Source organism: Alicycliphilus denitrificans K601 (genome assembly GCF_000204645.1).
GTDB classification, from domain to species: domain Bacteria; phylum Pseudomonadota; class Gammaproteobacteria; order Burkholderiales; family Burkholderiaceae_C; genus Alicycliphilus; species Alicycliphilus denitrificans.
This window is the reverse complement of record NC_015422.1, coordinates 4,890,516-4,917,081: the sequence shown is the minus strand read 5'-3', so window position 1 is coordinate 4,917,081 and position 26,566 is coordinate 4,890,516. Positions and strand designations below refer to the sequence as shown.

The following is a 26,566-nucleotide window of genomic DNA, read 5'->3' as shown; positions in this document are numbered from 1 at the left end:
ACAACCCATGACACAGCACCGCCGCAGGCGCTTCACGATGGCCTTGTGCGCCGCCCTGGCTGCATTCGGCCTCGGCACGGCCCATGCCAGCGACGCCTTTCCCAGCCGGCCCATCCGGATCATCGTTCCCTACCCCGCGGGCGGCGTGGTGGACGCGCTGGCACGGGTCGTGGGCGACAAGCTGTCGGGCAAATACGGCCAGCCTGTGATCGTGGAGAACCGGCCCGGCGCGGGAGGCAACATCGGTACGGAATACGTCGCCAAATCGGCAGCCGATGGCTACACGCTGCTGATGGCGTCGCCCTCCTTCGCCGTCGCGCGGCTGTTCCAGAAGTCGATCGGTTGGGATCCCGTGCGCGACTTCAAGGGCATCGCCTGCTTCGGCGCCATTCCCAACGTGATCGTGGTGCCACCGCAAGTGCCCGCCAAGACACTGCCGGAATTCCTGGCGCTCACCAAGGGCGGCAAGTCGCCGCAGACGTATGCCAGCTCGGGCATCGGCACCTCGTCCTTCCTGGCGGGCGAGCTGCTGGTGCAAACCGCGCGCGTGCCGCTGACCCACGTGCCCTACAAGGGGCAGCCCGAGGCCTTCACCGACCTGTTGGCGGGCCGCGTGGACATGATGCCCATGTCCACCTCGCTGGCGCTGCCGCAGATCCAGTCGGGCAAGCTGCGTCCGCTGGCCGTCACGACCCTGCAGCGCGCGCAGGCGCTGCCGGACGTGCCCACCGTGGCCGAAGCGGCGAAGCTCCCCGGCTACGAGGTCGCCACCTGGCTGGGGCTGCTGGCCCCGGGCAAGACGCCGCAGCCGGTGCTGAACCAGTTGTCGCAGGACGTCGCCGCGGTGCTGGCGCTACCCGACGTGAAGGCCAAGTTCCGCGATCTGGCCATCGAGGGCCAACCGATGAAGGGGACGGATTTCGACCGTTTCGTTGCCAGCGAAGTGGAAACCTGGACGCGCGTTGTCCAGCAGGCCGGCATCACGCCCAACTGAAGGGAGACATGAGATGACAGCAAATGCCTGCGCCGGCCGTCTCTTCGGCGATCACTTCCTGTCCAGGCTGAATGTGGACGAACAGGCCATGGTGGCCAACGTGCGCCGCCTGGCTAGGGATGCACTCGGCCCCCGCGCCGCCGAGGTCGCGCAGAGGGACGTCTTCGCCTGGGACAACTTCCGCCTGCTCGCCAGGGAGGGTGTGATCGGCACCGCCTTTCCGCGCGAATACGGCGGCACCGATGCGCGGCAGGTGCTGCGCATCCGCATCATCGAAGAGCTGGGCCGGGTCTGCAGTGCGTCGGCCTCGCTCGTCACCGGAGCGGACCTGTCCTGCCGCGCCATCGTCGCGGGCGCGTCGGATGACAACAAGGCGCGGCTCCTGCCCGCCCTGTGCCGGGGCGACATCCAGGCCGCCTTTGCGCTGACCGAGCCTGGCGCGGGATCGGACGTGCGGGGCCTGTCCACCACGATCCGTCGTGAGGGAGACGATTACGTCATCAACGGCCGCAAGAAATTCATCACGCGCGGCACCACCGCCGACTGGTTCATGGTCGTGGGGCGCGCGGCGCACGACCCGTCCTGCTTCATCGCCGTGCTGGTGCCGCGCGATGCGGCGGGCTTTGCCATCAGCCCCGAAGTGGGCAAGCTGGGCTGGGCGGGCGTGCCGATCTCGTCGCTGCAATTCAAGGACGTGCGGGCCCAGGTTTCCGACCGCCTGGGCGCGGAGGGCGACGGCTTCGACCTTGCGCAGGACGCGCTGATCCGCGCGCGCATGGGCCATGCTTCGATGGCGCTGGGGCGCGCCATCGGAGCCGTGGAAATCGCGGCGGCCTACATGGTCGATCGCAAGCTCTTCGGCAAATCGCTGGGCGAGCACCAGGGCGCGCAGTGGATGGTGGCCGACATGGTCACCCAGCTCGAAGCCGCCCGCGCGCTGGTGCATCTGGCAGCCGAGAAATACGACAGCGGCGACCCTGACGCGGGCATCTTCGCCTCCATGGCAAAGCTGCAGGCTACCGACCTGGGCATGAAGGTCGTGACGGACGCGCTGCAGCTCACGGGAGGGCGCGGCTACCTGCAAGACTTTCCGCTGGAGCGATTCTTTCGCGACGCCAAGCTCAACCAGATCGGCGAGGGCTCCAGCGAAGTGCACAAGACCGTCATCGGCCGTGACGCCATCCGCCGCGTGCGTACGCTGGAACGGCATCCCTGTCTGAAGTTCGAGTCGCTGGAAAACTACTGAAGTGGCACGCGTGCGTTTCAGGCAGAGCGGGCCTGCATGAATCGGGGCGCGGGATGCAGGATGCCCTCTCGCTCGACCAGGCTGCCCAGCGCGCGCAGATGGAGGGTGGGCCGCCAGCGCGCCGAGCGACGGCATGGGAGACACGCAGGCTTCGGTGCCCTCGAACACCTGGCACCAGTGCGTTCGGTCTTGCCGCGCTCCAGCACGCGCACGCTGGCCAGGGGTGCGCTCATGCCGCCTCTCCGAACGCCACGAGCGTCCGGCCGCTGGTGGCGCCGGCCAGCTGGCGCTGCGCATGCGCCAGGACATCGCCCAGCCTGATCTCATGCACATCGGGTGCGAGCGCGGCGAAGTCGGGCGCCCAGTCCTGCGCGAGCTTGTGCCACAGGCGCAGCCGCTCTTCCCACGTGGCGTTGGCGACTATGCCGAACAGGTGCACCCTGCGCATGATGAAGGGCAGCACGCTGCCGTCGAACGTATTGCCGGCCGCGTTGCCCACCGAGGCCACCAGCCCGCCGTCCTGCATGGAGCGCAGCAGCCAGGCGAGCGTGCTGCCGCCCACGTTGTCGATGGCGGCGGCGAACCGCGCCTTTTCCAGCGGGCGCGGGGGCGCGAGCGCGAGGCAAGCATCGAGCACATCGGATGCTCCCAGCGCGCGCAGCGCGTCCGTTTGCGCCAGGTCGCGCGTGAGAGCGGCCACGCGGTAGCCGGCGCGCGACAGGATGTGGATGGCCAGGCGCCCCACGGCGCCGCCCGCGCCGGTGACTGCGATCGGGCCGTCCCCGGGCTGGAGGCCCCAGGCTTCGAAGCGCTCCAGCGCCATCGCGGCCGTGAAGCCGGGCACGCCGATGATGGCGGCCTGCCGCGGCGTCAGCCCTTCGGGCACGCGCTGGAGGTGGCGCGCGGGCACGCGCATGACTTCGGAGAGTCCGCCGTCGAAGTCGATCCCGGTCTGGAAACCGTGCACCAGCACGGCATCACCGGGGCTGAAGGCCGCGTCTTCGGAGGCGATGACCTCGCCTACCGCCTCGATGCCCGGTATTCGCGGATAGCTGGAGATGATGCGGGCCTTGCCCAGCAGGGACAGGCAATCCTTGTAGTTCATGCCCGCATAGCGGGTGCGCAGCGTGACCTCGCCGGGAGACAGCTGGCCAGCCGTGAGGGTCTCCAGGGCCGCGTGCGCCTGTCCGTCCTGCTGGCGCACGACGAGGGCGTGGAAGGGGGCGTTCATGGGTGGACTCCTCGCGGTCAGATCACGCCTTCGGCGCGCAGATCGGCCAGGTCGGCATCGGAGAGCCCGAACTGCGCATACACCTGCGCGTTGTGCTCACCGACTGCCGGGCCGGTGCGCGGCGTGGGCATGTCGCGCCCGGGAACGCGCGGCACGATGCAGGGGGCAGGCAGGCTGCCGTACTCCGGATCGGGCAGGCGGATGATGGCGCCGCGCGCCTGGAAGTGCGGGTCGGCCGCGATGTCGCGGATGTCGTAGACCTTGCTGAAGGGAATTTCGTACTGCTCCAGCAGCGCCGCGATGTCCGCGAACGGCCGCTGGCGGAACCACTCGGCGATACCGTTGTCGAGCGCGTCCAGGTGGACGATGCGCAGCGTCGCGGTGCAAAAGCGCGGATCCGCGAGCCACTCGGGCCGGCCCAGCGCCTGGCACAGGCGCACGAAGATCGCCTGCGAGGAAGCGACCATCGAGAAGTAGGTGCCGTCCTGGCTCTGATACATGTTGGACGGCGCCGTGTAGGTGGTGCGGTTGCCCACGGCGTGCCGTACCTGCCCCAGTTGCTCATGCTCCACGGCCAGCGGGTCCAGCAGGCGGAACAGCGCCTCCGTCGCGGACAGGTCCACTTCGCATCCGAGGGCTTCAGAGTCTGCGCGCAGGCGTGCGATCTCGGCGGCGATGGAGAAGGCACAGAACACGCCGGCGACCGCATCGCCCACCGGAAAATTGCTGTGCAGGGGGGCGCGGCCGGCCTCGCCCGTGAGATTGGTGAAGCCGCTCATGGCCTCGAACACGCGCGCGAAACCGGCGCGGGCGCGGTACGGGCCGGTCTGCCCGAAGCCCGTGAGGCGCACGACGATCAGGCGCGGGTTGGCCTGGTGCAGGGTGGCGATGTCCAGCCCCCAGCGGTCCATGCTGCCGCTGCGGAAGTTTTCCACCAGCACGTCGAAGCGGGGGAGCATGGAGAGCAGCAACGCGCGCCCGCGCGGCTTGCGCACGTCCAGCGTGATGCCGCGCTTTCCGCGGTTGGCCACCTTCCACCACAGCGGAGAGCCGTCCCGGATGGGCTGCATGTGGCGCAGCGCGTCGCTGCCGTCGGGCAGCTCCAGTTTCACGACGTCCGCGCCGTGGTCGGCGCACAGCGTGGCGCCGCTGGGGGCCGCCAGCACGGTGGCCATGTCGAGGATGCGCACGCCGGCCAGGGCGCCCGTGGTCGAGGAAGAAGAGGTCATGCAAACACGTGAAGAGGCGTTCAGGGGACTGTGTTTGTGCCAGCCCGCCCGGAGCCCGGCAAGACTATGTTTTGCACAGCGAACCATGGGCGCGATCCTGTTGACGCTCGCGGGGCCGCGCCGAATCATGGCGCCTCCTGAGAACGTGTGAACGAATCCACCATGCCCGCTCATCACGCCAAAACACGCCCCCTCTGCGTTGCAAATGCTCGCCATAGCCCGAGCTATGGCTGCGCTTTGCGCATTGATGGGCCGCGTTTCGATGCGCTGCTCGGCCACGCCGAATTCATTCACACGCTCTGACCAAAGGCTCGCACCTTGAACCCCATTCCGCTCCCCGGGCTCGTCAACCCGCACGATCTGTCCGCCGACCGCCAGTTCTCCATGAACTTGGCGCGCGGCCTGGAGGTGCTGCGCGCCTTCACGGCCGCCACGCCCTTGCTGGGCAACCGCGAGATCGCGGACCGTACCGGCCTGCCCAAGCCGACGGTCTCCCGATTGACGTACACGCTCACCCTGCTGGGCTACCTGAGCCGCGATGCCCACGGGCAGAAGTACCGCCTGGGGCCGGGCGTGCTGTCGCTGGCACACCCTCTGCTCGCGAGCATGCAGGTGCGCCAGCTGGCCAAGCCGCTCATGGAATCGCTGGCGCGCACGACAGGGTGCACCGTCAATCTGGGCGTGCGTGACCGCGACCAGCTCGTCTACATCGACTCCGTGCGCGCGGACTCCACCAACCAGCACCTGCCCGACATCGGCACCACGCGCCCGCTGCTGCCCTGTGCCATGGGGCGCGCGCTCATCCTGGGCTGTACCGCCGCGCAGCAGACGGCCATCCTGAACTTCCTGAAGGTGAAGAACCGCGCGGAGTTCGAACAATACCGGCCGCTCTGGGAGGCCGACAGGAAGCGGTTTGCCGCGCATGGCTACTGCCATTCCAAGGGCGACTGGCGCAAGGAAATCCACGCCATCGCGGTGCCGGTGCGCACCACGCTGGGCGACTCCCCGCTGGCGCTCAACTGCACGATCAGCGCGCATCGCGCGCCGCGCGAGCGGCTCGGCCGGGAAGTGGCCCCGCTGCTCAAGGAAGCCGTGCACCAACTCGAAATCGCCCAAGGGCTGCGCTAGTCACTTACGAGGAAAACCATGATCAGAGATGCCAAGCAACTGGGAACGATGCTCCAGGAGATCCGCACATTCCTCCGCACCGAATGCCTGCCCATCGAGGCGCAGGTGGACGCGGCGGACGAGATTCCCGAACCCGTGGTGCAGCGCATGCGCGAGTTGGGCCTGTTCGGCCACAGCATCCCCGAGGAGTACGGCGGCGCGGGCCTCACCACGGAGGAACTGGCGCTGGTGAACATCGAGGTGTCGCAGGTCGCCACCACCTTCCGGGCGCGCTTCGGGGGCAACACGGGCATCGCGTCCGAATCGCTGGTGGTGGACGGCACGCCCGAGCAGAAGCGCCGCTATCTGCCCCTGCTCGCCAGCGGCGAGGTGACCGGCTGCTTCGCCTTGACAGAGCCCGACGCAGGCTCGGACGCCACGGCGCTGCGGACCACGGCGGTGCGCGACGGCGACCATTACGTGATCACGGGGAGCAAGTGCTTCATCACCAACGCGCCCATTGCCAACCTGTTCACGGTGTTCGCGCGCACCGATCCTCAGTCCAAGGGCGCGCGCGGCGTCACGGCCTTCCTGGTGGAGCGGGGTGCGCCCGGCCTGAGCACGCCGCCGGCCTATCGCAAGATGGGCCAGCACGGATCGCCCGTGGGCGAGGTGGTGCTGGACCAGGTGCGCGTGCATGAAAGCGCCATCGTGGGCGGCGTGGAGGGGCAGGGCTTCAAGACGGCGATGAAGGCACTCAACAAGCAGCGCATCAACCTTGCCGGCCTGTGCGTGGGCCCCGCGATACGGCTGGTGGACGAAATGGTGCGCCGCGCGCAGACGCGCCGGCAGTTCGGCCAGCCCGTGGGCGAGTTCCAGCTGGTGCAGCAGATGATCGCCGAGAGCAACACCGAGGTCCACGCCGCGCGCGCCTTGGTGCTGGAGACCGCGCGCAAGCGCGACGCCGGCGCCGACGTGACCATGGAAGCCTCCATGTGCAAGCTGTTTGCCTCCGAGATGTGCGGCCGCGTCGCGGACCGCGCGGTGCAGCTGTTCGGTGGCAGCGGCTACATCGCAGACAACGTGGCGGAGCGGTTCTACCGCGACGTGCGCCTGTTCCGCCTGTACGAGGGCACCAGTCAGATCCACCTGACCAACATCGCCAAACGCACCATGGCCGCCGCGGCCGCCTGACCCTTCATCACCACTACAAGGAGACAACCATGAAGAAGTTCATCCGCCTGGCCTGGGCGGCAGTCCTGTCTGCGACCCCGTTGGCTGCAGCCCATGCGCAAGCCGCCTATCCGGCCAAGCCGGTCAGGATCATCGTGCCGTTCTCCGCGGGCGGCATCGTGGACTCGGTGGCGCGCCTGGTCGGGGACAAGCTCTCCACGATGAACGGGCAGCCGTTCATCGTGGAGAACAAGACCGGCGCAGGGGGCGCCATCGGCACCGATTTCGTGGCCAAGGCGCCGGCCGACGGCTACACGCTGCTGCTCGTGAGCCCGAGCCACGCCGTGGGGCCCAGCCTGCAAAAGGTGACATGGAACCCCGTGCGCGACTTCAAGGCGATCGCCGGCTTCGGCATCGTGCCCAACGTGATCGTGGTGCATCCCAGCGTGCAGGCCAGCACCATGGCGCAGCTGGTGGAGCTGGCGAGGAAGAGCGACCCGCCGCTGACCTATGCGACGGCGGGCCTGGGCACTTCCAACCACCTGTCGGGCGAACTGCTGGCGCAGGAGGCCCACATCAAGCTGACCCACGTGCCCTACAAGGGACAGACGGACGCGCTCAACGACCTGCTGGGCGGCCGCGTGGCCATGATGCCTCTGACCGCGGCGCTGGCGATGCCGCATGCCAAGAGCGGCAAGCTGCGCGCGCTCGCGGTCACCACGGCCAAGCGCGCGAGCGCGCTGCCGGATCTGCCGACGGTGGCCGAGTCGGCAAACCTGCCCAACTACGAAGTCGGCACGTGGTTCGGCCTGGTGGCTCCCGCCAACACGCCGGCGCCGGTGCTGCAGAAGCTGGCGGCGGACGTGGAGCGGGTGGTGGCGCAGCCGGACGTGCAGGCCAAGTTCGCCTCCCTGGGCATGGAGCTGGCATTGCAGACGCCCGCGCAGTTCGACGCCTTCGTGGCCAGGGAATACGAGAAGTGGAGCCGGGTCATCAAGCAGGCCGGCATCGAGGCGAACTGACATGGCCGCGTTGCGCACCCCGATCTGCGACACCCTGGGCATCCGTCACCCCATCTTCGGTTTCTCGCACGAGCCCGACGTGGTGGTGGCCATCGCCGAGGCAGGGGGCTTTCCCGTGCTGGGGCTCGGACGCGACGCGCCCGGGCAGATCCCGGCCATCGTCGAGGCGGTGGAGCGCCGCCTGGACGGGCGGCCCTATGGTATCGACCTCATGCTCCCTGCCAAGGTGCCGCAGCAGGCCGATCCGCGCGGCCTGAAGGCGGCGCTGCCGCCGGAGCACGTGGCCTTCGTGGAGGGCCTGCGCGCGCGCTTCGCCGTCAAGCCGCCCGGTGCGCCGAGCTTCTTCATCACCCATGCACGTTCCGAGGCGCTGTTCCAGGCGCAGATCGATGCGGTGCTGCAATCCAACGCCCGTGCGGTGGTCACGGCCATCGGCCTGCGCGCCAGCCTCATTGCGCAGGCGCGCAGCCGCGGCAAGCTGACCATGTCGCTCGTGGGCACCGTGCGGCATGCGCGCAAGGCCCTGGACATGGGGGTGGATGTGCTCGTGGCACAGGGCTACGACGCGGGCGGGCACACGGGGCCGATCGGCACGCTGTCGCTGCTGCCGCAGATCGTGGATGCCGCGCAAGGCAAGCCGGTGCTGGCTGCGGGCGGCATTGCCACGGGCGCCCAGGTGCTGGGCTGCATCGGCGCGGGCGCGCAAGGGGCGTGGCTCGGAACGCTGTGGATGGCGGCGCGCGAAAACCATACCCCTCCCGCCCTGATGCGGCGCCTGATCGACAGCGGCAGCGATGACACGGTGATCTCGCGCGCCCACAGCGGCAAGCCCTGCCGGGTGGTGCGCAGCGCGTGGATCGATGCCTGGGACGAGCCCCAGGCGCCTGCTCCGCTGGGCATGCCCTACCAGCAGGTGCTGACGGGGGATGTGTTCGCATCGATCCATGAACACGGCGATGCCGCGTTGATCTACGAGGCAGCGGGCCAGAGCGTCTTCGGCATCACGCGCGAAACGACGGTAGCCGCGCAGATGGAGCAACTGGTTTCCGAGATGCAGGCGGCCTGGAGGCGCCTGGGCGCGTTCGTCACGGCATGACCCAAGGACCGCGAGGAAACGCGCATATGTATCGGGAACTCCCCAGGCCTTGGGAGCTTCCGGCTTCGAACGAGTTCTTAGAGCTCGACGGCCTGGACGCGGTTGCGCCCCGCGCGTTCGGCCGCGTAGAGTTAGCGCGTCGGCCTGCTGCAGCAGTTCCTGCGCGCTGGCGCGGTCCTGCGCCAGGGTGGCGACGCCGATGCTCACCGTCAGGGTTTTCTCCCCGGTCAGGGCATTGGGCAGGGCAAGCCGGGCCGTTGCCTGGCGGATGCGCTCGGCCACGCTGCGCGCGTCCCTGGCGGCGGTGTCGGGCAGCAGGCAGGCGAACTCCTCGCCGCCATGGCGCGCCGCCAGGTCGGTGGGCCGGGTCACCGTTTTCCGCAGCACCTGGGCGATGGCGCGCAGATAGTCGTCCCCTGTGGCGTACCCGTAGTGGTCGTTGACGCACTTGAAGTGCTCCACGTCCAGCAGTAGCACGCTCAGCGGCGCTCCCGCGTGCTGCAGGCGCGCCATGCGCCGGTAGCGCATGAATGCCAGGCCGAACACCAGCACCAGGGTGGCGGCGGCCACGCTGGCGGTCTGCAGGACGGCGCGCTGGCCGTTCTGCGCCATGTGGCGGCCGATGAACTCGCGCTCGCCATCCTCGTGGGCGCTGATGGAGGCCGAGACGTCCAGGGCCTCCAGTTAGCGGTCGAACGCCGCCACGATGCGCTGGTGCCGCGGCGAGGGGCTGAAGTAGAACCGGTATTCGCGCGGATGCTCGCGCAGGGAGAGGATGACCTCCAGGTCGAAGTATTCGTAGCGGTAGCGGTCTTCGGTGAACATGCGCTGCCCGGGCAATGACGGCGTAGTGGCTTTCGTAGTACGGCCGGGTAAACAGGCCCAGCCTCGCCCGCTCGGGCTGCTGGCTCAGCGGCATGAAGACGTCGGCACGGCCCTGCTGCACCTGCCGCAGCTTTTCCGTCAGGGGCTGGTCCAGGCCAGGGACGGTCTCGTAGCGCAGCCCCAGTTCCCGGGCGATGAAGCACCAGACGTCGACGCTGATGCCGGTGTAGGCCTTGCTGCGCTGGTCGTAGCGTGCCATGGGGGGCGCGTCGGACGACAGCACGCGCAGCGGCGCCATCGCCCGGAATTCGGCCTTCTCCTGGGGGCTGACCTCCACGGGCTGGCGCAGGCGGACGTATTGCGCGCCCTCGCAGGCCAGGGCCTGTGCGCTGCACAGCGCCGCCCCCAGCGCGCCCAGCCCATGCCATCTCCAACCCATCCCCCGCACCCCTGGAATTCAGTGAAACACGCCTGGCCACCTCCGCGCCGTGCAGGCCCCTCCCTCGCCCCTTCTTTCCCCAAGGGGAAGGGAGGCCGGCCGCGATGGCCCTGCTTCCTGCTCCCTCTGGGAGAGGGCGGGGCGGGGGGCGCGGCCTGATCCGAGGCATGTCGCTCATCAGGAAAACAGGCGATTGTTGCTGGAGTCCGTGCGCGGCCACGCCGACTCAGCGCCAGGGCCGCGCGCGTATCCGGCGGCGGGCGGCAAGGCGCAGCAGCTCCAGCCAGGCCAGGCACAGCGCCAGCACGGCGGCGACCGCTGCCAGCGTCGGCAGGCCCGCGCCGGCCAGGCCCATCAGCTGGCGCAGGCCCGGCAGGATCAGCACGGCCGCCAGCAGCAGGCCCATGGCCGCCGCCATGGGCAGCAGCCAGGGGTTGGGGGTTGGCCCGCGCCGCCATGGCGGCTGCGCCGGGTCGCGGTGCGCCAGGATGAGCAGCAGCACGCACGGCACCAGGGCGCCCAGCACCACGGCACGCCCCTGGGCCACGCTCCAGCCTTGGGCTTGCAGCCAGGCCTGCGCCGCGAGCAGCACGGCGGCGATCCCCAGGCCCTGCACCATGGGCAGCAGCAGCGCGCCGGGTGCGAAGGGCGAGTCGTCCACGGGGCGCGCGGGGCGCCGCATGATGTCCGCGGCCTCGGGCTCGGCCTCGAAGACGATGGAGCAGGCAGGGTCGATGAGCAGCTCCAGCAGCACGATGTGCACCGGCAGCAGCAGCGCGGGCCAGTGCAGCAGCGTGGGCGCCAGCGCCAGCGCGACGATGGGCATATGCACGGCGAACACGAAGCGCGTGGCCTTGCGCACGTTGTCGTCGATGCGCCTGCCCTGGCGGATGGCGGCGACGATGTGGGCGAAGCTGTCCTTGAGCAGCACCAGCGCCGCCGCCTCGCGCGCCACGTCGGTGCCGCGCTCGCCCATGGCGATGCCCACGTCGGCGGCCTTGAGCGCCGGTGCGTCGTTCACGCCGTCGCCGGTCATGGCGACCACGGCGCCGTCGGCGCGCAGCAGCTGCACCAGGCGCAGCTTGTGCGCGGGCTTGAGGCGCGCGCACAGATCCACGCGGCGCAGGCGCTCGCGCAGTGTGGTGTCGTCCAGGGCCTGCAGCTCGTCGCCGGTCAGCGCCTCGGGGCGGTCGGACAGGCCCACCTGCCGCGCAATGGCGCGCGCCGTCGCCGGGTGGTCGCCCGTCATCATCACCACGCGCACGCCGGCGCTGCGGCACTGGGCCAGGGCCTCGGGCACCTCGGGGCGCGGCGGGTCGGCCAGCGCCAGCAGGCCCAGGAACTCGAAGTCGAAGTCGTGCTGGCTCGGCGGCCAGGCCAACGCCTGGCCGGATGCGCCGGCCCAATGCCCGCGCGCCACGGCGAGCACGCGCAGGCCGCTCTCGGCCAGGGCCTCGACCTGGGCGCGTATGGCCGTGCGGCGCGCCTCGTCCAGGTGGCACAGGTCGGCCACGGCCTCGGGCGCGCCCTTGGTGGCCAGCAGGTGCCGGTAGGGCGCGCTGGTGGCGTACACGCGCGTCATGGCCAGGATCTCGCCCGATAGGGCGTACTCGAACACCGGCTCGCGCCCGTCGTGCAAATGCTCCGTGCCCCGCAGCCAGTCATGGCCGAACTGCTGGATGGCCTTTTCCATGGGGTCGAACGGGTCGCCCGGCGTGGCCAGCATGGCGAATTCGACCAGCCGGTGGAAGTCCTCGGGCAGCTCGCCGGCGCCCTCGGCACGCCAGTGCAGCGCGGGCGTCGCCAGCTCGGCCACGGCCATGCGGTTCTGGGTCAGCGTGCCGGTCTTGTCCACCGCCAGCACGGTGATGGCGCCCAGGGTCTCGACGGCGGTGATGCGCCGCGTGAGCACCTTCAGCTGCGCGATGCGCCAGGCACCCAGCGCCAGGAACACGGTGAGGATTACCGGTATTTCCTCGGGCAGCAGGGCCATGGCCAGGGCGATGCCCGACAGCAGGCTGTCGAGCAGCGGGCGGCCGTTCCACCACCAGCCCAGCAGCACCTGGGCCGTGGCCAGCACCAGCGCCAGCGCCCCCAGGGCGCGCACCAGGCGGCGCGAGCGCTGCTGCAGCGGCGAGGGCGGCGCCTCGGTGGCGGCCAGGTCGGCGCCGATGCTTCCCACGGCCGTGCGGCCCGCCGTGGCGCAGACCCGCGCCAGGCCCACGCCGCGCGTGACCACGGTGCTGGCGTACAGGCGCTGTCCGCTCGCGTCATCGGGCAGCTTGGCCACGGGCACGGACTCGCCCGTGAGCAGCGATTCGTCCACCTCCAGCTGGCCGTCCAGCAGCAAGGCATCGGCGGCGATGCGGTCGCCCTCGTGCAGCACGAGCACATCGCCGCACACCACGTCGCGCCCGGCGATGTGCTGCTCCGCGCCGTCCCGCAGGACCAGCGCGCGCGGGGCCGAGAGGTCGCGCAGCGATTCCAGCGCGCGCTGCGTGCGCCGCTCCTGCACCAGCGTGATGCCGATGACCACGAACACGAAGCCGAGCAGGAACAGCGCCTCGCCCCGGTCGCCCAGTGTCAGGTAGATACCGCCCGCGGCCAGCAGCATCAGGAACATGGGCTCGGTGAGCACCTCGCGCACGATGGCAGCCGTGGATTTCGGCGTGCTGCCCGGCAGCTGGTTGGGGCCGTCGCGCGCCAGGAGCTCGGCCGCCTCGCGGCTGCTCAGGCCTGGCAAGGGGGTGGCTGCGGCAGGTGGTCGGTCTGGCATGGGGCAGGGCGCCGGTAGGGTTTTTAGGCAGTGTATAAGAGCCGTCCTTCCTGTTGCGATGGACTTGCTTGATGGCCACGACCCACCCGCCCGCTTATTTCGAGGACCAGCACGAACGGCTGGATGCGCAGCTGCAGGCCCATCTGCTCGATGTGGTGGGCGCGGACTTCGGTGCCGCGCTGGAGCGCCTGCAGCGCTGGCGCGCGGACTTGGCGCGGCACATCGAGATCGAGAACACCCGCCTGCTGCCCCATGTGCCCCAGGGCGCGCGCTGGGCCGCGCGCGTGTACCTGCTGGAGCACGAGCGCATCGTCCTGCTGGCCGATGAATACGCGCAGCGCGTGCAGGCCGCTGCCGCCCATCCCCTGCGCGACGAGATGGCCCGGCGCCGCGCGGTGCTGCAACTGCTCGATTCGGCGCATGCGCTGCGCCACGTGCTGGAGCACCACCACGAGCGCGAGCACCAGGGGCTGGCCCATGAGCTGCCCCTGGACCTGCAGGCCGCCGTGTGGGGCGGTCCGCAGGACGGCGGCGCGTAGAGCCGAGCGCCTGCGTCAGACCTGCGTCTGCGCCCCGGCCACCCAGCGCAGGCCCTTGCCTCGACTGAGGTAGTAGTCGCCCTGCGGGCTGATGACGACGGCACGGCGTGCCTGGGGATCCGAGAAGTAGCGCCAGCCGTGGGCACGTTCCTGCGGCCCGGCGTTGTTGGGCACGGCCTGCATGCCATGGTCGAAGCCGTCGGCGCTGCGGATGCTGGCCTGCTCGTGCCCGCGGTCGCGGCCATGGTCTGCGGCGAGCGCGGGGCTGGCGATGGTGGCGCCCAGCATGGCCATCGTGGCGAGAATGACGGTGGTGCGCATGGTGATCTCCTTCGCTGGATTGATTGCAGTCGCGATCGACTGTGGCTGCAGTCTGCGCCGGGGGCGGTGAACCGGTGCTGAATGCCGGGTTCACCCGCCGTTCACGCGCCGCCGAACCGCCCCAGCCCCAGTTGCACCAGCGCGCCGCCGCGGCGCAGCAGCCACAGCGCCTCCAGCCCCAGGCGCTGCGCCAGGGCCAGGCCTTCGCCGGGGCCGGCCACCAGCAGCGCCGTGGCCCAGGCGTCGGCGTCCATGCAGTTCGGTGCGAGCACGGTGACGGAGGCCACGCCGTTGTTCACCGGCGCGCCGCGGCGTCCGTCCATGCTGTGCGCCAGGCGCGTCTGGCCCACCCGCACGAAGCGCCGGTAGTCGCCCGAGGTGGCGACGGCCAGGTCCTGCAGTTCGATCACGCCCTGCGCGCTGCGGCGGCCCTCCAGGGGGCTCTCCAGCGCCACGGCCCAGGGGGCGCCGTCGGCCTGGGGGCCGAGGGCGCGCAACTCGCCGTCGAGCGCCGCCAGCGCGTGGCGCACGCCGTGCCGTTGCAGCATGTCGCACATGCGGTCCACCGCATAGCCCTTGGCGATGCCGCACAGGTCGAGCTGCAGCGGGGCGTGCTTGCGCGCGCGGCCCGCGGGCAGGTCCAGTTCCAGCGCCTGGTGCGTCGGCGGGCGGGGCGCGGCATGGGCGGCCCGGGCGGCGTGGATGGCCTGCGCGTCGGGCGCATCGCGCGCGGCGCCAAAGCCCCAGGCATCGACGAGCGCGCCCACGGCGGGTTCGAAGGCGCCACCGCTCAGGCGGCAGACTTCCAGCGCGCGGGCGAGCACCTGCAGCATTTCGGTGGGCAGGTCGATCCAGGCGCCGGCGGGTGCGCGGTTCAGGCGCAGCAGGTCGCTGTCCGGCTTGTAGGGCGACATCTGCGCGTCTACCTGTGCCACGGCGGCCTGCAGGGCGGCATGCAGCGCCTTGTGGTCCATCCCTGCGGGCGCGTCGCAGCCGACTGACCAGCGCGTGCCCATGGCGGGGCCGTGCAGCTGCAGGCGCGTGAGGGGCGCCCCGGCCTCAGAACAGGTCTTCGGCATAGCGCCCCTTGACCTTGAGCTCGCGCACGCTCAGGCCCAGCGTGCCCAGGATGTCGTCCAGCACCTGTGCCACGGCCTGCGCCATGGGGCGGCTGCCGCACACGCGCACGATGGCACCGCCGGCCAGCAGCGCGCGCAGGCGCTCGCGGTCGCGGCGCAGGACGTCCTGCACGTAGCCGCCCCCGGGCACGCGCGAGAAGGCGGTCTGCACGCTGGCCAGGCGCTGCTCGTCGCGCCAGCGCTGGATCTCGGGCTCGAAGTAATAGTCGCGCGCCGGGTCGCGCGCGCCGAAGTACAGGTGCATGGCCGTGCGGCCGTCGTTGCTCCGGATGAAGCCCGCCAGCGGGGCCACGCCCGTGCCCGCGCCGATCAGCAGCGCGCTGCGCGGCCGGTCCTGCAGGGCAAAGCCCGGGTTGCTGCGGATGAAGGCCTGGGTGCCGTCTCCCGGCTTGAGGCCCAGCAGGTGCGAGGAGCACAGGCCGCCGGGCCACTGGCGCACGCAGATTTCGAGAAAGCCGTCCGCGCTGCCGGAGGCCAGCGAGTAGTAGCGCGGCACGGCGCTGCCCGGCGCCACGATGCCCACCAGGTCGCCCGCCGCAAAGCGCGCCAGGCCGTGCCCGCGCAGGCGTTCGTGCCATGGCAGCCGCGGCCATGAGAAACGCAGGATGGCCGTGGGGCGGCCGTCCTGCCCCGGATAGTCGCGCCGCGACACCAGCGTGAGCGCCGTGGTGGGCGGCAGGCGCGGCCGGTAGTCGATAGCGAGCGGTTCGCCCAGCGCCTGCGCCAGCGCCCCGCCCCAGCGGGCGAACTGCTGGCTGGACTGCTGGTGTATGCATTCCAGCGGCAGCAGCGCGGGCCAGCCCCGGGCGCGCAGCGTCTGCTCGATGGCCTGGGCAAAGGCGCAGAAGGAGGGGTACTGCCGGTCGCCGAAGCCCAGCACCGTCACCGGCACGGCGCCTGCGGCCTGCGCGGCGATGCGCTGCAGGGCATGGCGCGCGTGCGCCGGGGGCTGGCCCTCTCCATAGGTGGCGGCCAGGATGAACACCTGCCGGGTGGCGGGCGTGGTCTGGAAATGCTCCAGGCCCGTGCTGTGCACGCGATGGCCGGCCCGCACCAGCGCGCCGTGCAGCGCCTGGGCAAAGCCCCAGGTGCTGCCGCCCTCGCTGGCGACGAAGACCAGGACGTCGGCCTGCGGCAGAGTGCAGTTGTCCGCGATGCGCACCGCGCCCTGCCGTTCCTGCCACCAGATCAGCACGCCGGTGGCCCAGAACAGCAGAACGCTCAGGCCCGACAGGCCCAGCACCACGGCCCAGGGCCAGGCGCTCTCGCCCGTGTGCAGCACGCGCGCCCAGTCGTCGATGCGCTGGGCGGCCGTCGCTTCCTGCCAGGCCAGGGTCTGGCCGCTGTAGCGGTCCATCCAGCCCTGGCCCTGGACCGTGGTGACCTGCCAGGTGTCGGTGGGGTCGGTGGCGTCGGGCAGGTTGAGCCTGCGCAGGTCGCCCGTGCGCAGGTCCTGCAGCAGGGGAAGCTTGCCGGCAGGCAGGGGGGCGGCGCTGACGGCGGTGGAGGCCACCTCGGGCTCGGGCCCGGCGCCGGGCGCCACCAGCCCCAGCGTAGACGCGCTCATGAGCAGCGCCGTCACCGAGGACAGGCACAGCACCGCCAGCACCACCCGGCCCGCGAGCACGTGCAGGCGCTGCGCCAGCGTGCCGCGCACCCGGCCCGCCAGCTGCCGCCAGCCGCCCATGCGGCGCAGCAGCAGCACCAGGCCCGACACCGACAGCACCGCCATGGCCAGCGCCGCGCCCGCCGCGGCCCAGCGCCCGGCGTCGCCCAGCAGCAGGGCACGGTGCAGGTTCTTGACCCAGCGCGGCATGCTCGACGGCTGGTACGGGCCGAGCAGCCGTCCGTCGGCCGGATCGACATACAGCGCCTGCGCCTGCTCGCCGGAAAAACCGAAGGCGGCGATGGCGCCCGACGGAAGGCGGCGGATCTCCTCCACGCCCGGCATGCCGGCCTGCACTCGCTGCACCAGCGTGGCCACGGGCAGGCCGGGCGCGGCGGCCGGGGCCTGCCAGGCCTGCTGCAGCGGATCGATGGCCAGCAGCGCGCCCGACAGGCCCAGCACCATGGCCAGGGTGCCCAGGGTCAGGCCGAGCCAGCGGTGGACGGATTTCCAGCCCATGGTCATTGCAGCTGGTAGGTCAGCGACTGGATGTACTGCCTGCCCGGCTGGGGCTTGCCGGCGTTCTGCGTGGTCAGAGGCAGGCGGATCTCGCCGGGGCTGTCGCGCATGTCCTCCACGGCGGCATCGACGCGGATCTCGTAGCCGGCGTCGATCAGCGCGTCGGCCAGGTCGGCCGTCACCTTCAGCGTGCGCCCCGCGCCCACGCTGGCGCCGGTCACGCCGTTCAGGCGCCTGGCGTCGCCGGCGGACAGGCGGTTCCAGTCCGACAGATGCTTGTAGTACTTGGCCTTGCCGCCGGCCACCCACAGCGTGCCGGCGTAGGCGCCCTTGGCGTCGGTGAGGTAGACGGCGAGGTAGGCGCCGTCGCCGCCGTAGTTCTTGAGCTGGGTGGTCAGGGTGACCTGGCGCGCCTGGCCCAGGGCGGGCAGGGCGAGCGCGCAGGCGGCGGCGATGGCAGTCAGCAGGGGTTTGGTGGACATATGGGTTCTCCGGTACAGGGGGTCATTCGGTCTGGCCGCGCGGCGTGGTGCCCAGGGCCGGCGGGGCAGCGGGGGCCGCGTCCTGGCCCCGGGTGCGCTCGCGGTGGCGTTCGTGGTCGCGGTCGCGCCACTTCATCTTCACCACGCGCAGCGTCTCGGGGTCGAGCCGGGCCTTGAAGGCGCGCCCCTGGGCATCCTGGCCGCGGATCTCGTAGCAGCCGTCGTCGATCTTCAGGCGCTGCACCTGCCAGCCCTGGCGCGCCGCGTGCTGCAGCACGGCATCGCGTGGCTGCCAGCGCCCGACGGGGGCATCGCAATCGTCGTCGGCCAGCGCCGGGGAGGCCGTGGTGCCCAGGGACAGGGCGAACAGGCAGGGGATGAGGGATTTCATGGTCGAGCCCTTTCTTTGCAAGCGGAACCAGGTCGTTGGGCGAAGGCGCTAGCGCCGCGCCGCCGGGCGCGAAGGCCACATGCGCCGCAGCGTGTCGTCGCGCACCAGGTAGTGGTGGTACAGCGCGGCGCCGGCGTGCAGGCCGATCAGCAGGAAGCCGATGTCGCCGATGAAGCCGTGGATCTGCTCCAGGTTGTTGCCCAGCGCCTTGTCCGCGCCGATCAGGGGCGGCAGTTGCAGCGCGAAGAATGGGATCGCCTTGCCCTTGGCAGAGAGCGTGAGCCAGCCCAGCACTGGCAGCACCAGCAGCAGCACGTACAGTGCCACGTGCATGGCCGTCGCCAGGCGATGCTGCCAGGCGGGCGGCGCAGGGGTGATCGGTGGCGCGCGCCAGGCCAGGCGCAGCGGCAGGCGGACCAGGACGAGGGCGAGCACGGTCAAGCCCAGCGTGAAGTGCCATGTTTTCATCAGGTCGTGGGCCGCGCTGCCCTTGGGATAGATCCCGCGCAGCTCGATCAGCGCATAGACGGCGATCAGCAGCGCCAGGGTCAGCCAGTGCACACCGATCAGCAGGGGGTGGTAGCGGTTGTCGAGCGGTTTCATGGTCTCTCCAATGGGGGCATGCGACTTCGCAGTCCGAAACATAACTGCGTTCCGGCCTCGGCCTGTTGCACGGGGTCAACGCATGGCGAATGATTCGCGGTGCAGCCGCCAGGCACGCGTGCCGCCGGCGTGCGCCGCGAGCAGCTCGCCCAGGCCCTGCGGGCCGCAGAACCAGATGTCCAGCGGCCCGGCCGTGGCCTCCAGGGCCTGGGGCGTGAGGCGCTGGCCCAGTGCGTCGTCGTGCACGCTGAGTCGCACGGGCGGCTGGGCCTGCGCGCACAGCTGGCGCAGGCGCGGCAGCAGCGGGTCGCGCGCCGCGTCGCGGGTGCAGTAGTGCATGTGCACGGGTTGCGAATGGGCGCGCGCGGGGGCCGCGCCCGGCTGGCGTGCCTCCAGCAGCGCCAGGAAGGGCGTCACGCCCACGCCGCCCGCCACCCACACCTGCTGGCGCCGCTGGCGGCCCCGGCCGTCGAAGCGGCCGTAGGGGCCTTCGATGTCCACGCGCTGGCCCACGCGCAGGCGCTGGCCCAGGGTGCGGGTGTAGTCGCCCAGTGGCTTGATGACCAGGCGCAGCAGCGGCTCGCCCTGGTCGCTGCGCCCCAGGCTGCCGGGGGCGCTGGCGATGGTGAAGGGGTGCTGTCCCTCCGCACGGTCGAAGCGCACGAAGGCGAACTGCCCCGCACGGTGGCTTGGCCAGCTGGCGGGCAGGGAGCAGACCACCTCGACGGGTGCGAGCGGGCCGCCATCGCCGAGCGCGCGCACGGCATGGATACGCCCCTGGTGGCTGCGCGCGCGGCCGATCCGGCCCGCCAGCGACCAGAGGGCCGCCAAGCTGCCCAGCGCCAGCAGCGTGCCCATGAGCAGGCCCAGCGGCAGCGCCCAGAAGGAGAGCGGCATCAGGGCTGCCGTGTGCAGTGCCAGCGCCAGGAACAGCAGCGGCATGGCGCGGTGCAGCAGGCGCCAGGGCCTGTAGGACAGCAGCCGGGTCAGCAGCGTGACGGCCACCATGGCCAGCAGCAGGTAGAAGGCCCATTCGCCCAGGTCCTTGGCAAGGCCGCGCGCGTCGGTGAGCCAGGGCAGCACGGCGTCGTGCTCGGGTTTGCCGGCGCGGCCCCACAGGGCCTTGATCCAGCCGCTCGACTCCTTGGAGCCCCAGTGCGCGATGGCCGCGACGGCCGCGCCAATGCCCGCCCACTTGTGCAGGCGGTAGACTTGGTCCATGCCGCCCAGCGGGCGCTCCAGCCAGGGCAGGCGCAGCGCCAGCACCATGGCCAGGGCCATCAGGCCGATGCTCCACAGCCCCGTGAGGTACAGGGCATGCTGGCGCAACTGCCACCAGCCCGTGGCCGCGCCCTGGGCATCGAACAGCGGTTGCACGCCCGGTCCGGCCGGCACCACCGCTATCCATGCCAGGGTGATGACGAGCAACCAGATGCCCAGGACCGCTTTGATGCGCATGACGTTCTCCTTGTCGGTGGATGGAAGGCGCTTTTAGCGGCGAGTGCGGGTACGGGTGCTCTCTACGGCGCCGGTGGTGGCGTTCACGTACAGCTTCACGCGTTCGCCCTGGGCGTTGCTGGCCTTGACTTCGTAGCGGCCGTGGTCCCATTCGATCTCGCGGATGTCGCGGTAGCCCGCGGCCTCCATGCGGTCGTAGACGTCGCGCACGGTCAGCTGCGCAGCCGCGGGTGCGGTGGCGGCTGCCGGGGCCTGCGTGGCCGGAGCTTGTGCCTGGGCGATGCCCCAGGTCACGGCGGTGCCGGCGGCAATGGCGACAAGGAAGCGGCGGATGTTCTGTTGCATGGCGATGACTCCTTGATGGATGGCCCGGCACGGCGCCTGGCCTGCCGGGAATTCTCGAAAAGCCACCCTGAACCCTTGCTGAAGGCGGCGTTCATCGGAGGTTCATCGCGCGGTGCGTATAAAACCAGGCCTATGCACATGTATCGCCGCACCATCGTCCCGCTTGCGATCGCCCTGGGCATCCTGGGCGCCGGCGGCACGCTGCATGCCGACGAGCGCGATCACGAGCTCGCCCGCGAGGCGCTGCAGCAGGGCCAGGTGCTGCCGCTGCGCCAGGTGCTGGACAAGGTCGAGCGCGAATACCAGGGCCAGGTGCTCAAGATCGAGTTCGAGCGCGACGATGGGCGCTACGTCTACGAAATCCGCTTGCTGCAAAAGGACGGACGCATGGCCAAGCTCAAGGTGGACGCGGTCGACGGCCGCGTGCTGAAGATCAAACGCAAGGGAGATTTCTGATGCGGATCCTGGTCGTGGAGGACGAGCCCACCCTGTGCGCACAGCTCGTGCAGGCCATCGCCGGTGCCGGCCACACGGTGGAGTCCGCTGGCGACGGCGTGCAGGCCCATTACCTGGGCGACGTGGAGAGCTTCGACGCCGTGGTGCTCGACCTGGGCCTGCCCCAACTCGACGGCCTGTCGGTGCTGCGCCGTTGGCGCGCCGCTGGGCGCAACATGCCGGTGCTCATCCTCACGGCGCGCGGCAGCTGGCAGGAAAAGGTGGCGGGCATGGACGCGGGCGCCGACGACTACCTGGCCAAGCCCTTCCACATGGAGGAACTCCTGGCGCGCCTGCGCGCCCTGCTGCGCCGCGTGGGCGAGCACGCCAGCGCGCAGTGGCAGTGCGGCCCGATCTGGCTGGACACGCGCCAGGCGCGCGTGCTGGTCGATGGCCGGCCGCTCACGCTCACCAGCCACGAGTTCAAGCTGCTGTCGCTGCTCATGCAGCGCAAGGGCGAGGTGCTGTCGCGCACCGAGCTGGCCGAGCACATCTACCCGCAGGACAGCGAGCGCGACTCCAACACCATCGAGGTCTTCGTGGGCCGCCTGCGCAAGAAGCTGCCCGAGGGTTGCATAGAAACCGTGCGCGGCCTGGGCTACCGGCTGGTGGACGTGGGCGTGGGCGGCGGCGCATGAAGGGCGACGGAACGTGTTGATGGTCTTTTCATGGTGCCCGCAAGGCAGCAAAAAGCCGCACTCTAGGCGCGCGCCGCGGGCCATGCTGGTGGCCTGGGCAAGGTGCGCAACGACGAGTGCGGCTTTTTGCTGCCTTGCCCGAAGGGTTGCCCCGCAAAGGCAGCGTCTGCGGCGTTGCCCATCCTCGCCGCACATCAGTGCGGCTTGCGGTGGGCGCCTTGCATCCACTGCCTTTGCGGGGCAACGGGCACCATGAAAAGACCATCAACACGTTCCCTGCGCCTGCGCCTGCTGGCCGGCACGCTGGCCTGGATGCTGCTCAGCATCGCCGCCGCCGGCTGGGGGCTGCGCACCCTGTTCCTGGACCACATCACGCAGCAGCTGCAGGCGCAGCTGGTGCTGCAGCTCGACCAGCTCAGCGCCGTGGTGGACTGGGGGGCGGGCGGGCGGCTCGTCGTGTCCCCCATGGTGGCCGATCCGCGCCTGGAGCGGCCGCTGTCGGGCCTGTACTGGCAGATCGACCGCCTGGGCGACGAGCCGCGTGCGGCCGTGGCGCGCTCGCGCTCGCTGTGGGACCAGGCGCTGGTCCTGCCGCCCGCGCCCGAGGGCTACCCCGCCCGGGGCTACCGCGTGCTTTCATTGCAAGACGCCCAGGGCCACCGGCTGCTGGCCGTGGCACGCACGCTGCAGCTGCCCGACGATGCCGCCCCGCCCCTGCGCCTGGTGGTGGCGGGCGACCAGGCCCTGCTGGCCGAGCCGCTGCAGGGCTTCACCCGCATGCTGCTCATCGCCCTGGGCGTGCTGGCCGCCGGCCTGGCGCTGGCCGTGGTGCTGCAGCTGCAGCTCGCGCTGCGCCCCCTGCAACTGCTGCGCCAGCGGCTGGCCGCCGTGCGTGCCGGCACCGCCGCACAGCTGCAGGGGCCGTTCCCGCAGGAGCTGCAGCCGCTGGTGACCGAGTTCAACCACATGCTGGCCGAGAACGCCGACATGGTGCAGCGCGCCCGCACCCAGGCGGGCAACCTGGCGCATGCGGTGCACACGCCGCTGTCCGTGCTGGCCAACGCCGCCGCCCAGGAGCCGGGCCCGCTGGGCGCGCTGGTGCGCGAACAGGTGGACGCCGCGCGCCGCCAGGTCGACTACCACCTGGCGCGCGCGCGCGCCGCCGCCGCCGTGCGCGCCACCGGCCTGGCCACGCCGGTGCTCGAGCCCGTGCGGGCGCTGCTGCGCACCATGCAGCGCCTGCATGCCGTGCGCGGCCTGTCGTTCGAGCTCGCCCAGGGCGCGCAGGACGCGGCGTTTCGCGGCGAGCCGCAGGACCTGTACGAACTGCTGGGCAACCTGATCGACAACGCCGGCAAATGGGCGCGTTCGCGCGTCGTGGTGGATGTGCGGCGCGAAGGGGGCCAGCTGTGCTTCACCGTGGACGACGACGGCCCCGGCATCCCCGAGGCCGAGCGCGAGCGCATGTTCGAGCGCGGCGTGCAGCTCGACGAACGGCGCCCCGGCTCCGGCCTGGGCCTGGACATCGTGCGCGCCCTGGCCGACACCTATGGCGGCAGCGTGCAGGCCGGGCAGTCGCCCCTGGGCGGCGCGCGCCTGCGGCTGTGCCTGCCGGTGGCGGCCTGAAGGGGGTCAGCGCGTCAGCGGCAGCGACGCGCCCATGACCGCAAAGGCGCCGCCGCAGACGCGGTTGAACCGCTTGCCGAAGCGCTGCAGGGCCGGGCGGATGCGGTGCGCCATTCGGGCCAGCAGGTATTCCACCAGGCACTCGATCGCGCCAAACGTGCCAGCCATGATGGCGAACTGCCACCACAGGCTGCGCTGCGGGTCGATAAACTGGGGCAGGAATGCGCCGTAGAACAGCAGCGCCTTGGGGTTGGACACCGCCGCCAGCAGGCCCTGGCGGAACATCATGCCGCGGTGCGAGGCACGGGCCACGTCCGCAGCCGCCTCCAGCTGCAGCGGCGGCGCACGCCACAGCTGCACCCCCAGCCACACCAGGTACGCACCACCTGCCCACTTGAGCACCAGCAGCGCATGGGCCGAGGCCTGCAGCAATGCCCCGATGCCCACCATGGACAGCGCGATCACGCAGACAAACCCCAGCGCACCGCCGGTAATGGTGTAGAGCGCACGGTGGTGGCCGTGCAAGGCGCCGTGGGTCAGCGCCAGCAGGCTGTTGGGCCCAGGGGTGAGCGACAGGCCGAGCGCCGCCACCAGATACAGCAGCCAAGTGTGCAAAGCCATGCGTAGTCTCCTCGGATCGAGCGGTGCGCCATCGTAGCCGGTGCAGCCCTATGGATGGCGTTGGGCAGATCTGCTGAAGGCCCCTGCTGGCACAATTCCAAGCTTTCGCACCACCTCCAGCCAGCAGCCATGTTCACAGGCATCGTCCAGGCCACCGCCACCATCGCCGCCATCGAGGACCGCGCAGGCCTGCGCACCTTCACCATCGACTTTCCCGAAGGCTTCTGCCAGGACCTGGCCATCGGCGCGAGCGTGGCCGTCGATGGTGTGTGCCTGACGGTGACCGAGATCCTCTCGCCCACGCGCGCCACCTTCGACGTGATGCTGCAAAGCCTGAACATCACCACGCTGGGCGGCTATGCCGTGGGCGCGCGCGTGAACGTGGAGCGCGCTGCCAGGGACGGGGCCGAGATCGGCGGCCATCCGCTCTCGGGCCACATCGACTTCACCGGCACGCTGGCCGAGCGGCGCGAGCTGGAGAACAACCTCGTGTGGCGCGTGTCGGTGCCCGGGCCGTTCCGCCGCTACGTCTTCGCCAAGGGCTACATCGCCATCCACGGCGCCAGCCTCACGGTGGCCGAGGTGAACCGCGCCGAGGGCTGGTTCGAAGTCTGGCTGATTCCCGAGACGCGCCGCGCCACGGTGTTCGAGGACAAGCGCGTGGGCGACGCGCTCAACATCGAGATCGAGCGCGGCACCCAGGTGGTGGTGGACACGGTGCGCGAGGCCGTGGAGGAAAGCCTGGGCCAGCTGCGCCCGGCCATCGAGTCGCTGCTGGCCGAGCGCGGCCTGTCGCTCGAAGACTTCGTGCGCGTGCCGACGCTGCCCAAGGGCTGATGCCCATGCGGGGCGCGGCGGCCGTGCCTCTCCAGCCATGACGCGAAGCTACTGAAAGAGTAGCTGCAGGCGCTTGTCTGATAAGCGCTGGAGCCATATTTTCCTTGAATTAGCGATACCCCTCCAGGGGTGGACAAGGCATGCTTTTGGCTGGATTTTATTTGTCTATATACAAATAAAAGTTGTATTTGACAATAACAAGCCGGATCCAGAAACTGGGTGCACCTCAAAGGAGACACGCACCCCATGCCCCGACTCACCGATTACCAGAGCTATGCGGACGCCCAGGCGTATTTCTCGGCCGAGAAACTCTGGGAGCTTTTCGATGGCGACCGCGAGCGCCTCAACATCGCCCACGAGTGCGTGGACCGGCACGCGGACAGCGGCCGCGACGCGCTGATCGTGGCCCACGCGGACGGCGCCGACGAGGTCATCACCTACCGCGAGCTGGCCGAGGATTCGTCGCGCTTCGCGCATTACCTGGAGCGGCGCGGCATACAGCGCGGGCAGCGCGTGGCGATCATGCTCGATCCCTCGCGCGCCTTCTACACGGCGATGTTCGGCGTCATCAAGCGCGGCGCCATCGCCGTGCCGCTGTTCACGCTGTTCGGGCCCGACGGCATCCGCCTGCGCGTCCATGACTGCCAGCCCGCGCTGATCGTCACCAACGCGCAGAAGATGCCGGTCGCCGTCTCGGCGACGCAGGTGCCGGCGCTCGTCTACGACGACGCGTTCCACGCCAGCCTGCAGGGGCTGCCCCCGCGCTACGCGGTGCAGACGCGCGCCGACGACCTGGCGGTGTTCCAGTACACCTCGGGCACGACGCGCGAGCTGCCCGATGCCGTGAAGCACACGCACCGGGCGCTGGTCACGCTCACGGTGGCGGCGCTGTACGGCACGGGCCTGCGGCCGGGCGACCGGTTCTTCTGCCCCTCGTCGCCCGCATGGGGGCACGGCCTGTGGCACGGCACGCTGGCGCCGCTGGGCATGGGGCTCACGGTGGGCGCGTACAGCGGGCGCTTTCATCCCGAGCGGCTGCTGCAGGCGCTGTCAAGGCACCGTTTCACCAACATGTCGGCCGCCGCCACGCACTACCGCATGATGAAGAACTGCGGCAAGGCGGGCGACTACGCCTACTGCTTCGGCAAGCTCTCGTTCACCGGCGAGCCCATCGACGACGACACGGCCGACTTCGTGCGCCGGACCTTCGGCCTGGAGGTCTGCAGCATGTACGGCACCACCGAGATCGGCGTGGTGCTGGCGAGCTACCCCGGCGCGCCGGACTTCCCCGTCAAGCGCGGCTCGCTCGGCAAGCCCGTGCCGGGCACGCGCATCGAGGTGCACGACGCCGAGGGCCGCCCCTGCCCGCCCGGCGCCACGGGCCAGCTCATGGTGCTGCGCAAGGGCGAGTGGATACCGACCAAGGACCTGGGCCGCGTGGACGAGGACGGCTACTACTACCACGCGGGCCGCGCCGACGACGTGATCATCTCCGCCGGCTGGACCATGAGCGCGGTGGAGATCGAGAACGCCATCCTGCTGCACCCCGACGTGCTCGAGGCTGCCGCCATCGGCGTGCCCGACGAGGTGCGCGGCCAGGTCGTCAAGGCCTTCGTCGTCACCGGCCGCGCACCCGGCGAGCCGTTCGTGCAGGAGATCCAGGAGCTGGTGCGCTCCAAGCTCAGCCAGCACGAATACCCGCGCCACGTGGCCTTCGTGCCCGAGCTGCCCAAGACCCCCGCCGGCAAGGTGCACCGCAAGGTGCTGCGCGAGCGCGAGGCCGCCGCCGCGCATTGACCCATTCCGTT

General features: G+C 70.8%; 27 protein-coding genes and 2 pseudogenes. 13 read left to right on the top strand and 16 right to left on the bottom strand.

What is annotated here, in order from left to right; all coding sequences use genetic code 11:
• Window positions 1–7: 7 nt before the first annotated feature.
• Entirely contained in the window at window positions 8–994 is a 987-nt protein-coding gene (locus tag ALIDE2_RS23190) for a Bug family tripartite tricarboxylate transporter substrate binding protein (protein ID WP_013521087.1), read from the top strand.
• Window positions 995–1,007: 13 nt separating this feature from the next.
• Entirely contained in the window at window positions 1,008–2,240 is a 1,233-nt protein-coding gene (locus ALIDE2_RS23185; protein WP_013521086.1) for an acyl-CoA dehydrogenase family protein, read from the top strand.
• Between the two features lie 17 nt (window positions 2,241–2,257).
• Here ALIDE2_RS23185 and ALIDE2_RS25125 read toward each other — a convergent pair whose 3' ends face one another.
• Genes ALIDE2_RS25125 through ALIDE2_RS23175 form a run of 3 tightly spaced genes read right to left on the bottom strand, consistent with a single transcriptional unit; the run spans window position 2,258 to window position 4,700 of the window.
• Window positions 2,258–2,473 carry a hypothetical protein gene (locus ALIDE2_RS25125; protein WP_174764535.1) on the bottom strand — a complete coding sequence of 72 codons (216 nt, stop codon included), beginning with the start codon at window positions 2,471–2,473 and terminating at the stop codon, window positions 2,258–2,260.
• Window positions 2,470–3,471 (bottom strand): YhdH/YhfP family quinone oxidoreductase, encoded by a 1,002-nt coding sequence (locus ALIDE2_RS23180; protein WP_013723286.1) that lies wholly within the window; start codon window positions 3,469–3,471, stop codon window positions 2,470–2,472. Before ALIDE2_RS23180 ends, ALIDE2_RS25125 begins: the two co-directional genes overlap by 4 nt.
• 17 nt (window positions 3,472–3,488) lie before the next feature.
• Window positions 3,489–4,700, bottom strand: coding sequence for a CaiB/BaiF CoA transferase family protein (locus tag ALIDE2_RS23175; RefSeq protein WP_193353134.1), 1,212 nt, complete (start codon window positions 4,698–4,700; stop codon window positions 3,489–3,491).
• 147 nt (window positions 4,701–4,847) lie between these two features.
• Between ALIDE2_RS23175 and ALIDE2_RS25240 the strand changes: the two genes are divergently transcribed.
• Genes ALIDE2_RS25240 through ALIDE2_RS23155 form a run of 5 tightly spaced genes read left to right on the top strand, consistent with a single transcriptional unit; the run spans window position 4,848 to window position 9,098 of the window.
• On the top strand, window positions 4,848–5,003 hold the full coding sequence (locus ALIDE2_RS25240) for a hypothetical protein (protein WP_162096609.1): 156 nt from the start codon (window positions 4,848–4,850) through the stop codon (window positions 5,001–5,003).
• 15 nt (window positions 5,004–5,018) lie between these two features.
• A complete protein-coding gene (locus ALIDE2_RS23170; protein ID WP_013521083.1) occupies window positions 5,019–5,828 on the top strand; it encodes an IclR family transcriptional regulator in 810 nt (269 codons plus the stop codon).
• Between the two features lie 18 nt (window positions 5,829–5,846).
• Window positions 5,847–7,001, top strand: a complete 1,155-nt coding sequence (locus ALIDE2_RS23165; RefSeq protein ID WP_013521082.1) for an acyl-CoA dehydrogenase family protein — start codon at window positions 5,847–5,849, stop codon at window positions 6,999–7,001.
• A gap of 29 nt (window positions 7,002–7,030) precedes the next feature.
• Window positions 7,031–8,002 (top strand): tripartite tricarboxylate transporter substrate binding protein, encoded by a 972-nt coding sequence (locus ALIDE2_RS23160; protein ID WP_013723284.1) that lies wholly within the window; start codon window positions 7,031–7,033, stop codon window positions 8,000–8,002.
• Window position 8,003: 1 nt separating this feature from the next.
• A complete protein-coding gene (locus ALIDE2_RS23155; protein ID WP_013521080.1) occupies window positions 8,004–9,098 on the top strand; it encodes an NAD(P)H-dependent flavin oxidoreductase in 1,095 nt (364 codons plus the stop codon).
• A gap of 177 nt (window positions 9,099–9,275) precedes the next feature.
• Here the strand turns inward: ALIDE2_RS23155 and ALIDE2_RS25585 are convergent.
• The 4 genes and pseudogenes from ALIDE2_RS25585 to ALIDE2_RS23145 form a co-directional block, all read right to left on the bottom strand.
• Window positions 9,276–9,611: pseudogene (locus ALIDE2_RS25585) on the bottom strand (GGDEF domain-containing protein); the annotation flags it as partial.
• A 171-nt stretch (window positions 9,612–9,782) separates the two neighbouring features.
• Window positions 9,783–9,923 (bottom strand): hypothetical protein, encoded by a 141-nt coding sequence (locus tag ALIDE2_RS25580; RefSeq protein WP_013723283.1) that lies wholly within the window; start codon window positions 9,921–9,923, stop codon window positions 9,783–9,785.
• A gap of 64 nt (window positions 9,924–9,987) precedes the next feature.
• Window positions 9,988–10,182 (bottom strand): annotated as a pseudogene (locus tag ALIDE2_RS25575) (transporter substrate-binding domain-containing protein); the annotation flags it as partial.
• Window positions 10,183–10,588: 406 nt separating this feature from the next.
• Entirely contained in the window at window positions 10,589–13,138 is a 2,550-nt protein-coding gene (locus ALIDE2_RS23145; protein ID WP_013723282.1) for a cation-translocating P-type ATPase, read from the bottom strand.
• A 71-nt stretch (window positions 13,139–13,209) separates the two neighbouring features.
• Between ALIDE2_RS23145 and ALIDE2_RS23140 the strand changes: the two genes are divergently transcribed.
• Window positions 13,210–13,677: a hypothetical protein gene (locus ALIDE2_RS23140; RefSeq protein WP_013521078.1), complete on the top strand. Its 468-nt coding sequence runs from the start codon at window positions 13,210–13,212 to the stop codon at window positions 13,675–13,677.
• A gap of 15 nt (window positions 13,678–13,692) precedes the next feature.
• On the opposite strand, the gene ALIDE2_RS23135 is transcribed toward ALIDE2_RS23140, so the two are convergent.
• The 8 genes from ALIDE2_RS23135 to ALIDE2_RS23100 form a co-directional block, all read right to left on the bottom strand.
• Window positions 13,693–13,998, bottom strand: a complete 306-nt coding sequence (locus tag ALIDE2_RS23135; RefSeq protein ID WP_013521077.1) for a hypothetical protein — start codon at window positions 13,996–13,998, stop codon at window positions 13,693–13,695.
• Window positions 13,999–14,099: 101 nt separating this feature from the next.
• Window positions 14,100–15,077: an FAD:protein FMN transferase gene (locus ALIDE2_RS23130; protein ID WP_013723281.1), complete on the bottom strand. Its 978-nt coding sequence runs from the start codon at window positions 15,075–15,077 to the stop codon at window positions 14,100–14,102.
• The gene (locus tag ALIDE2_RS23125) at window positions 15,058–17,262 is read right to left on the bottom strand and encodes a PepSY domain-containing protein (RefSeq protein WP_193353133.1); all 2,205 of its coding nucleotides are present in this window, start codon (window positions 17,260–17,262) and stop codon (window positions 15,058–15,060) included. Before ALIDE2_RS23125 ends, ALIDE2_RS23130 begins: the two co-directional genes overlap by 20 nt.
• Before the next feature lie 2 nt (window positions 17,263–17,264).
• Window positions 17,265–17,744 (bottom strand): DUF2271 domain-containing protein, encoded by a 480-nt coding sequence (locus tag ALIDE2_RS23120; protein ID WP_013521074.1) that lies wholly within the window; start codon window positions 17,742–17,744, stop codon window positions 17,265–17,267.
• 22 nt (window positions 17,745–17,766) lie between these two features.
• On the bottom strand, window positions 17,767–18,135 hold the full coding sequence (locus ALIDE2_RS23115) for a PepSY domain-containing protein (protein ID WP_013521073.1): 369 nt from the start codon (window positions 18,133–18,135) through the stop codon (window positions 17,767–17,769).
• Window positions 18,136–18,183: 48 nt separating this feature from the next.
• Window positions 18,184–18,738, bottom strand: coding sequence for a cytochrome b (locus ALIDE2_RS23110; RefSeq protein ID WP_013521072.1), 555 nt, complete (start codon window positions 18,736–18,738; stop codon window positions 18,184–18,186).
• A gap of 75 nt (window positions 18,739–18,813) precedes the next feature.
• Window positions 18,814–20,196 carry a ferredoxin reductase family protein gene (locus ALIDE2_RS23105; protein ID WP_013521071.1) on the bottom strand — a complete coding sequence of 461 codons (1,383 nt, stop codon included), beginning with the start codon at window positions 20,194–20,196 and terminating at the stop codon, window positions 18,814–18,816.
• Between the two features lie 33 nt (window positions 20,197–20,229).
• Window positions 20,230–20,541: a PepSY domain-containing protein gene (locus tag ALIDE2_RS23100; RefSeq protein ID WP_013521070.1), complete on the bottom strand. Its 312-nt coding sequence runs from the start codon at window positions 20,539–20,541 to the stop codon at window positions 20,230–20,232.
• Between the two features lie 138 nt (window positions 20,542–20,679).
• Between ALIDE2_RS23100 and ALIDE2_RS23095 the strand changes: the two genes are divergently transcribed.
• The 3 genes from ALIDE2_RS23095 to ALIDE2_RS23085 all read left to right on the top strand — a co-directional run bounded on the left by ALIDE2_RS23095 (window position 20,680) and on the right by ALIDE2_RS23085 (window position 23,300).
• Window positions 20,680–20,997: a PepSY domain-containing protein gene (locus tag ALIDE2_RS23095; protein WP_013521069.1), complete on the top strand. Its 318-nt coding sequence runs from the start codon at window positions 20,680–20,682 to the stop codon at window positions 20,995–20,997.
• A complete protein-coding gene (locus tag ALIDE2_RS23090) occupies window positions 20,997–21,674 on the top strand; it encodes a response regulator transcription factor (protein WP_013521068.1) in 678 nt (225 codons plus the stop codon). Before ALIDE2_RS23095 ends, ALIDE2_RS23090 begins: the two co-directional genes overlap by 1 nt.
• A gap of 252 nt (window positions 21,675–21,926) precedes the next feature.
• On the top strand, window positions 21,927–23,300 hold the full coding sequence (locus tag ALIDE2_RS23085; RefSeq protein WP_013521067.1) for a sensor histidine kinase: 1,374 nt from the start codon (window positions 21,927–21,929) through the stop codon (window positions 23,298–23,300).
• A gap of 6 nt (window positions 23,301–23,306) precedes the next feature.
• On the opposite strand, the gene ALIDE2_RS23080 is transcribed toward ALIDE2_RS23085, so the two are convergent.
• Entirely contained in the window at window positions 23,307–23,921 is a 615-nt protein-coding gene (locus ALIDE2_RS23080; protein WP_013521066.1) for a LysE family translocator, read from the bottom strand.
• Between the two features lie 129 nt (window positions 23,922–24,050).
• Here ALIDE2_RS23080 and ALIDE2_RS23075 point away from each other — a divergent pair, with 129 nt between their 5' ends.
• Both ALIDE2_RS23075 and ALIDE2_RS23070 read left to right on the top strand, forming a co-directional pair.
• Entirely contained in the window at window positions 24,051–24,758 is a 708-nt protein-coding gene (locus ALIDE2_RS23075; protein WP_013723279.1) for a riboflavin synthase, read from the top strand.
• A 246-nt stretch (window positions 24,759–25,004) separates the two neighbouring features.
• Window positions 25,005–26,555 carry an acetate--CoA ligase gene (locus tag ALIDE2_RS23070; RefSeq protein ID WP_013723278.1) on the top strand — a complete coding sequence of 517 codons (1,551 nt, stop codon included), beginning with the start codon at window positions 25,005–25,007 and terminating at the stop codon, window positions 26,553–26,555.
• The last annotated feature ends 11 nt before the right edge of the window (window positions 26,556–26,566 follow it).

Coding starts and splice junctions, on each gene's coding strand:
- ALIDE2_RS23140 (WP_013521078.1), top strand. CDS start 13,210: ATGGCCACGACCCACCCGCCCGCTTATTTCGAGGACCAGCACGAACGG.
- ALIDE2_RS23080 (WP_013521066.1), bottom strand. CDS start 23,921: ATGGCTTTGCACACTTGGCTGCTGTATCTGGTGGCGGCGCTCGGCCTG.
- ALIDE2_RS23115 (WP_013521073.1), bottom strand. CDS start 18,135: ATGAAATCCCTCATCCCCTGCCTGTTCGCCCTGTCCCTGGGCACCACG.
- ALIDE2_RS23190 (WP_013521087.1), top strand. CDS start 8: ATGACACAGCACCGCCGCAGGCGCTTCACGATGGCCTTGTGCGCCGCC.
- ALIDE2_RS23155 (WP_013521080.1), top strand. CDS start 8,004: ATGGCCGCGTTGCGCACCCCGATCTGCGACACCCTGGGCATCCGTCAC.
- ALIDE2_RS23130 (WP_013723281.1), bottom strand. CDS start 15,077: ATGCCGAAGACCTGTTCTGAGGCCGGGGCGCCCCTCACGCGCCTGCAG.
- ALIDE2_RS23165 (WP_013521082.1), top strand. CDS start 5,847: ATGATCAGAGATGCCAAGCAACTGGGAACGATGCTCCAGGAGATCCGC.
- ALIDE2_RS23160 (WP_013723284.1), top strand. CDS start 7,031: ATGAAGAAGTTCATCCGCCTGGCCTGGGCGGCAGTCCTGTCTGCGACC.
- ALIDE2_RS23185 (WP_013521086.1), top strand. CDS start 1,008: ATGACAGCAAATGCCTGCGCCGGCCGTCTCTTCGGCGATCACTTCCTG.
- ALIDE2_RS25580 (WP_013723283.1), bottom strand. CDS start 9,923: ATGTTCACCGAAGACCGCTACCGCTACGAATACTTCGACCTGGAGGTC.
- ALIDE2_RS23095 (WP_013521069.1), top strand. CDS start 20,680: ATGTATCGCCGCACCATCGTCCCGCTTGCGATCGCCCTGGGCATCCTG.
- ALIDE2_RS23110 (WP_013521072.1), bottom strand. CDS start 18,738: ATGAAACCGCTCGACAACCGCTACCACCCCCTGCTGATCGGTGTGCAC.
- ALIDE2_RS23085 (WP_013521067.1), top strand. CDS start 21,927: ATGAAAAGACCATCAACACGTTCCCTGCGCCTGCGCCTGCTGGCCGGC.
- ALIDE2_RS23175 (WP_193353134.1), bottom strand. CDS start 4,700: ATGACCTCTTCTTCCTCGACCACGGGCGCCCTGGCCGGCGTGCGCATC.
- ALIDE2_RS23090 (WP_013521068.1), top strand. CDS start 20,997: ATGCGGATCCTGGTCGTGGAGGACGAGCCCACCCTGTGCGCACAGCTC.
- ALIDE2_RS23135 (WP_013521077.1), bottom strand. CDS start 13,998: ATGCGCACCACCGTCATTCTCGCCACGATGGCCATGCTGGGCGCCACC.
- ALIDE2_RS23145 (WP_013723282.1), bottom strand. CDS start 13,138: ATGCCAGACCGACCACCTGCCGCAGCCACCCCCTTGCCAGGCCTGAGC.
- ALIDE2_RS23125 (WP_193353133.1), bottom strand. CDS start 17,262: ATGGGCTGGAAATCCGTCCACCGCTGGCTCGGCCTGACCCTGGGCACC.
- ALIDE2_RS23100 (WP_013521070.1), bottom strand. CDS start 20,541: ATGCAACAGAACATCCGCCGCTTCCTTGTCGCCATTGCCGCCGGCACC.
- ALIDE2_RS23070 (WP_013723278.1), top strand. CDS start 25,005: ATGCCCCGACTCACCGATTACCAGAGCTATGCGGACGCCCAGGCGTAT.
- ALIDE2_RS25125 (WP_174764535.1), bottom strand. CDS start 2,473: ATGAGCGCACCCCTGGCCAGCGTGCGCGTGCTGGAGCGCGGCAAGACC.
- ALIDE2_RS23180 (WP_013723286.1), bottom strand. CDS start 3,471: ATGAACGCCCCCTTCCACGCCCTCGTCGTGCGCCAGCAGGACGGACAG.
- ALIDE2_RS23120 (WP_013521074.1), bottom strand. CDS start 17,744: ATGTCCACCAAACCCCTGCTGACTGCCATCGCCGCCGCCTGCGCGCTC.
- ALIDE2_RS23075 (WP_013723279.1), top strand. CDS start 24,051: ATGTTCACAGGCATCGTCCAGGCCACCGCCACCATCGCCGCCATCGAG.
- ALIDE2_RS23105 (WP_013521071.1), bottom strand. CDS start 20,196: ATGCGCATCAAAGCGGTCCTGGGCATCTGGTTGCTCGTCATCACCCTG.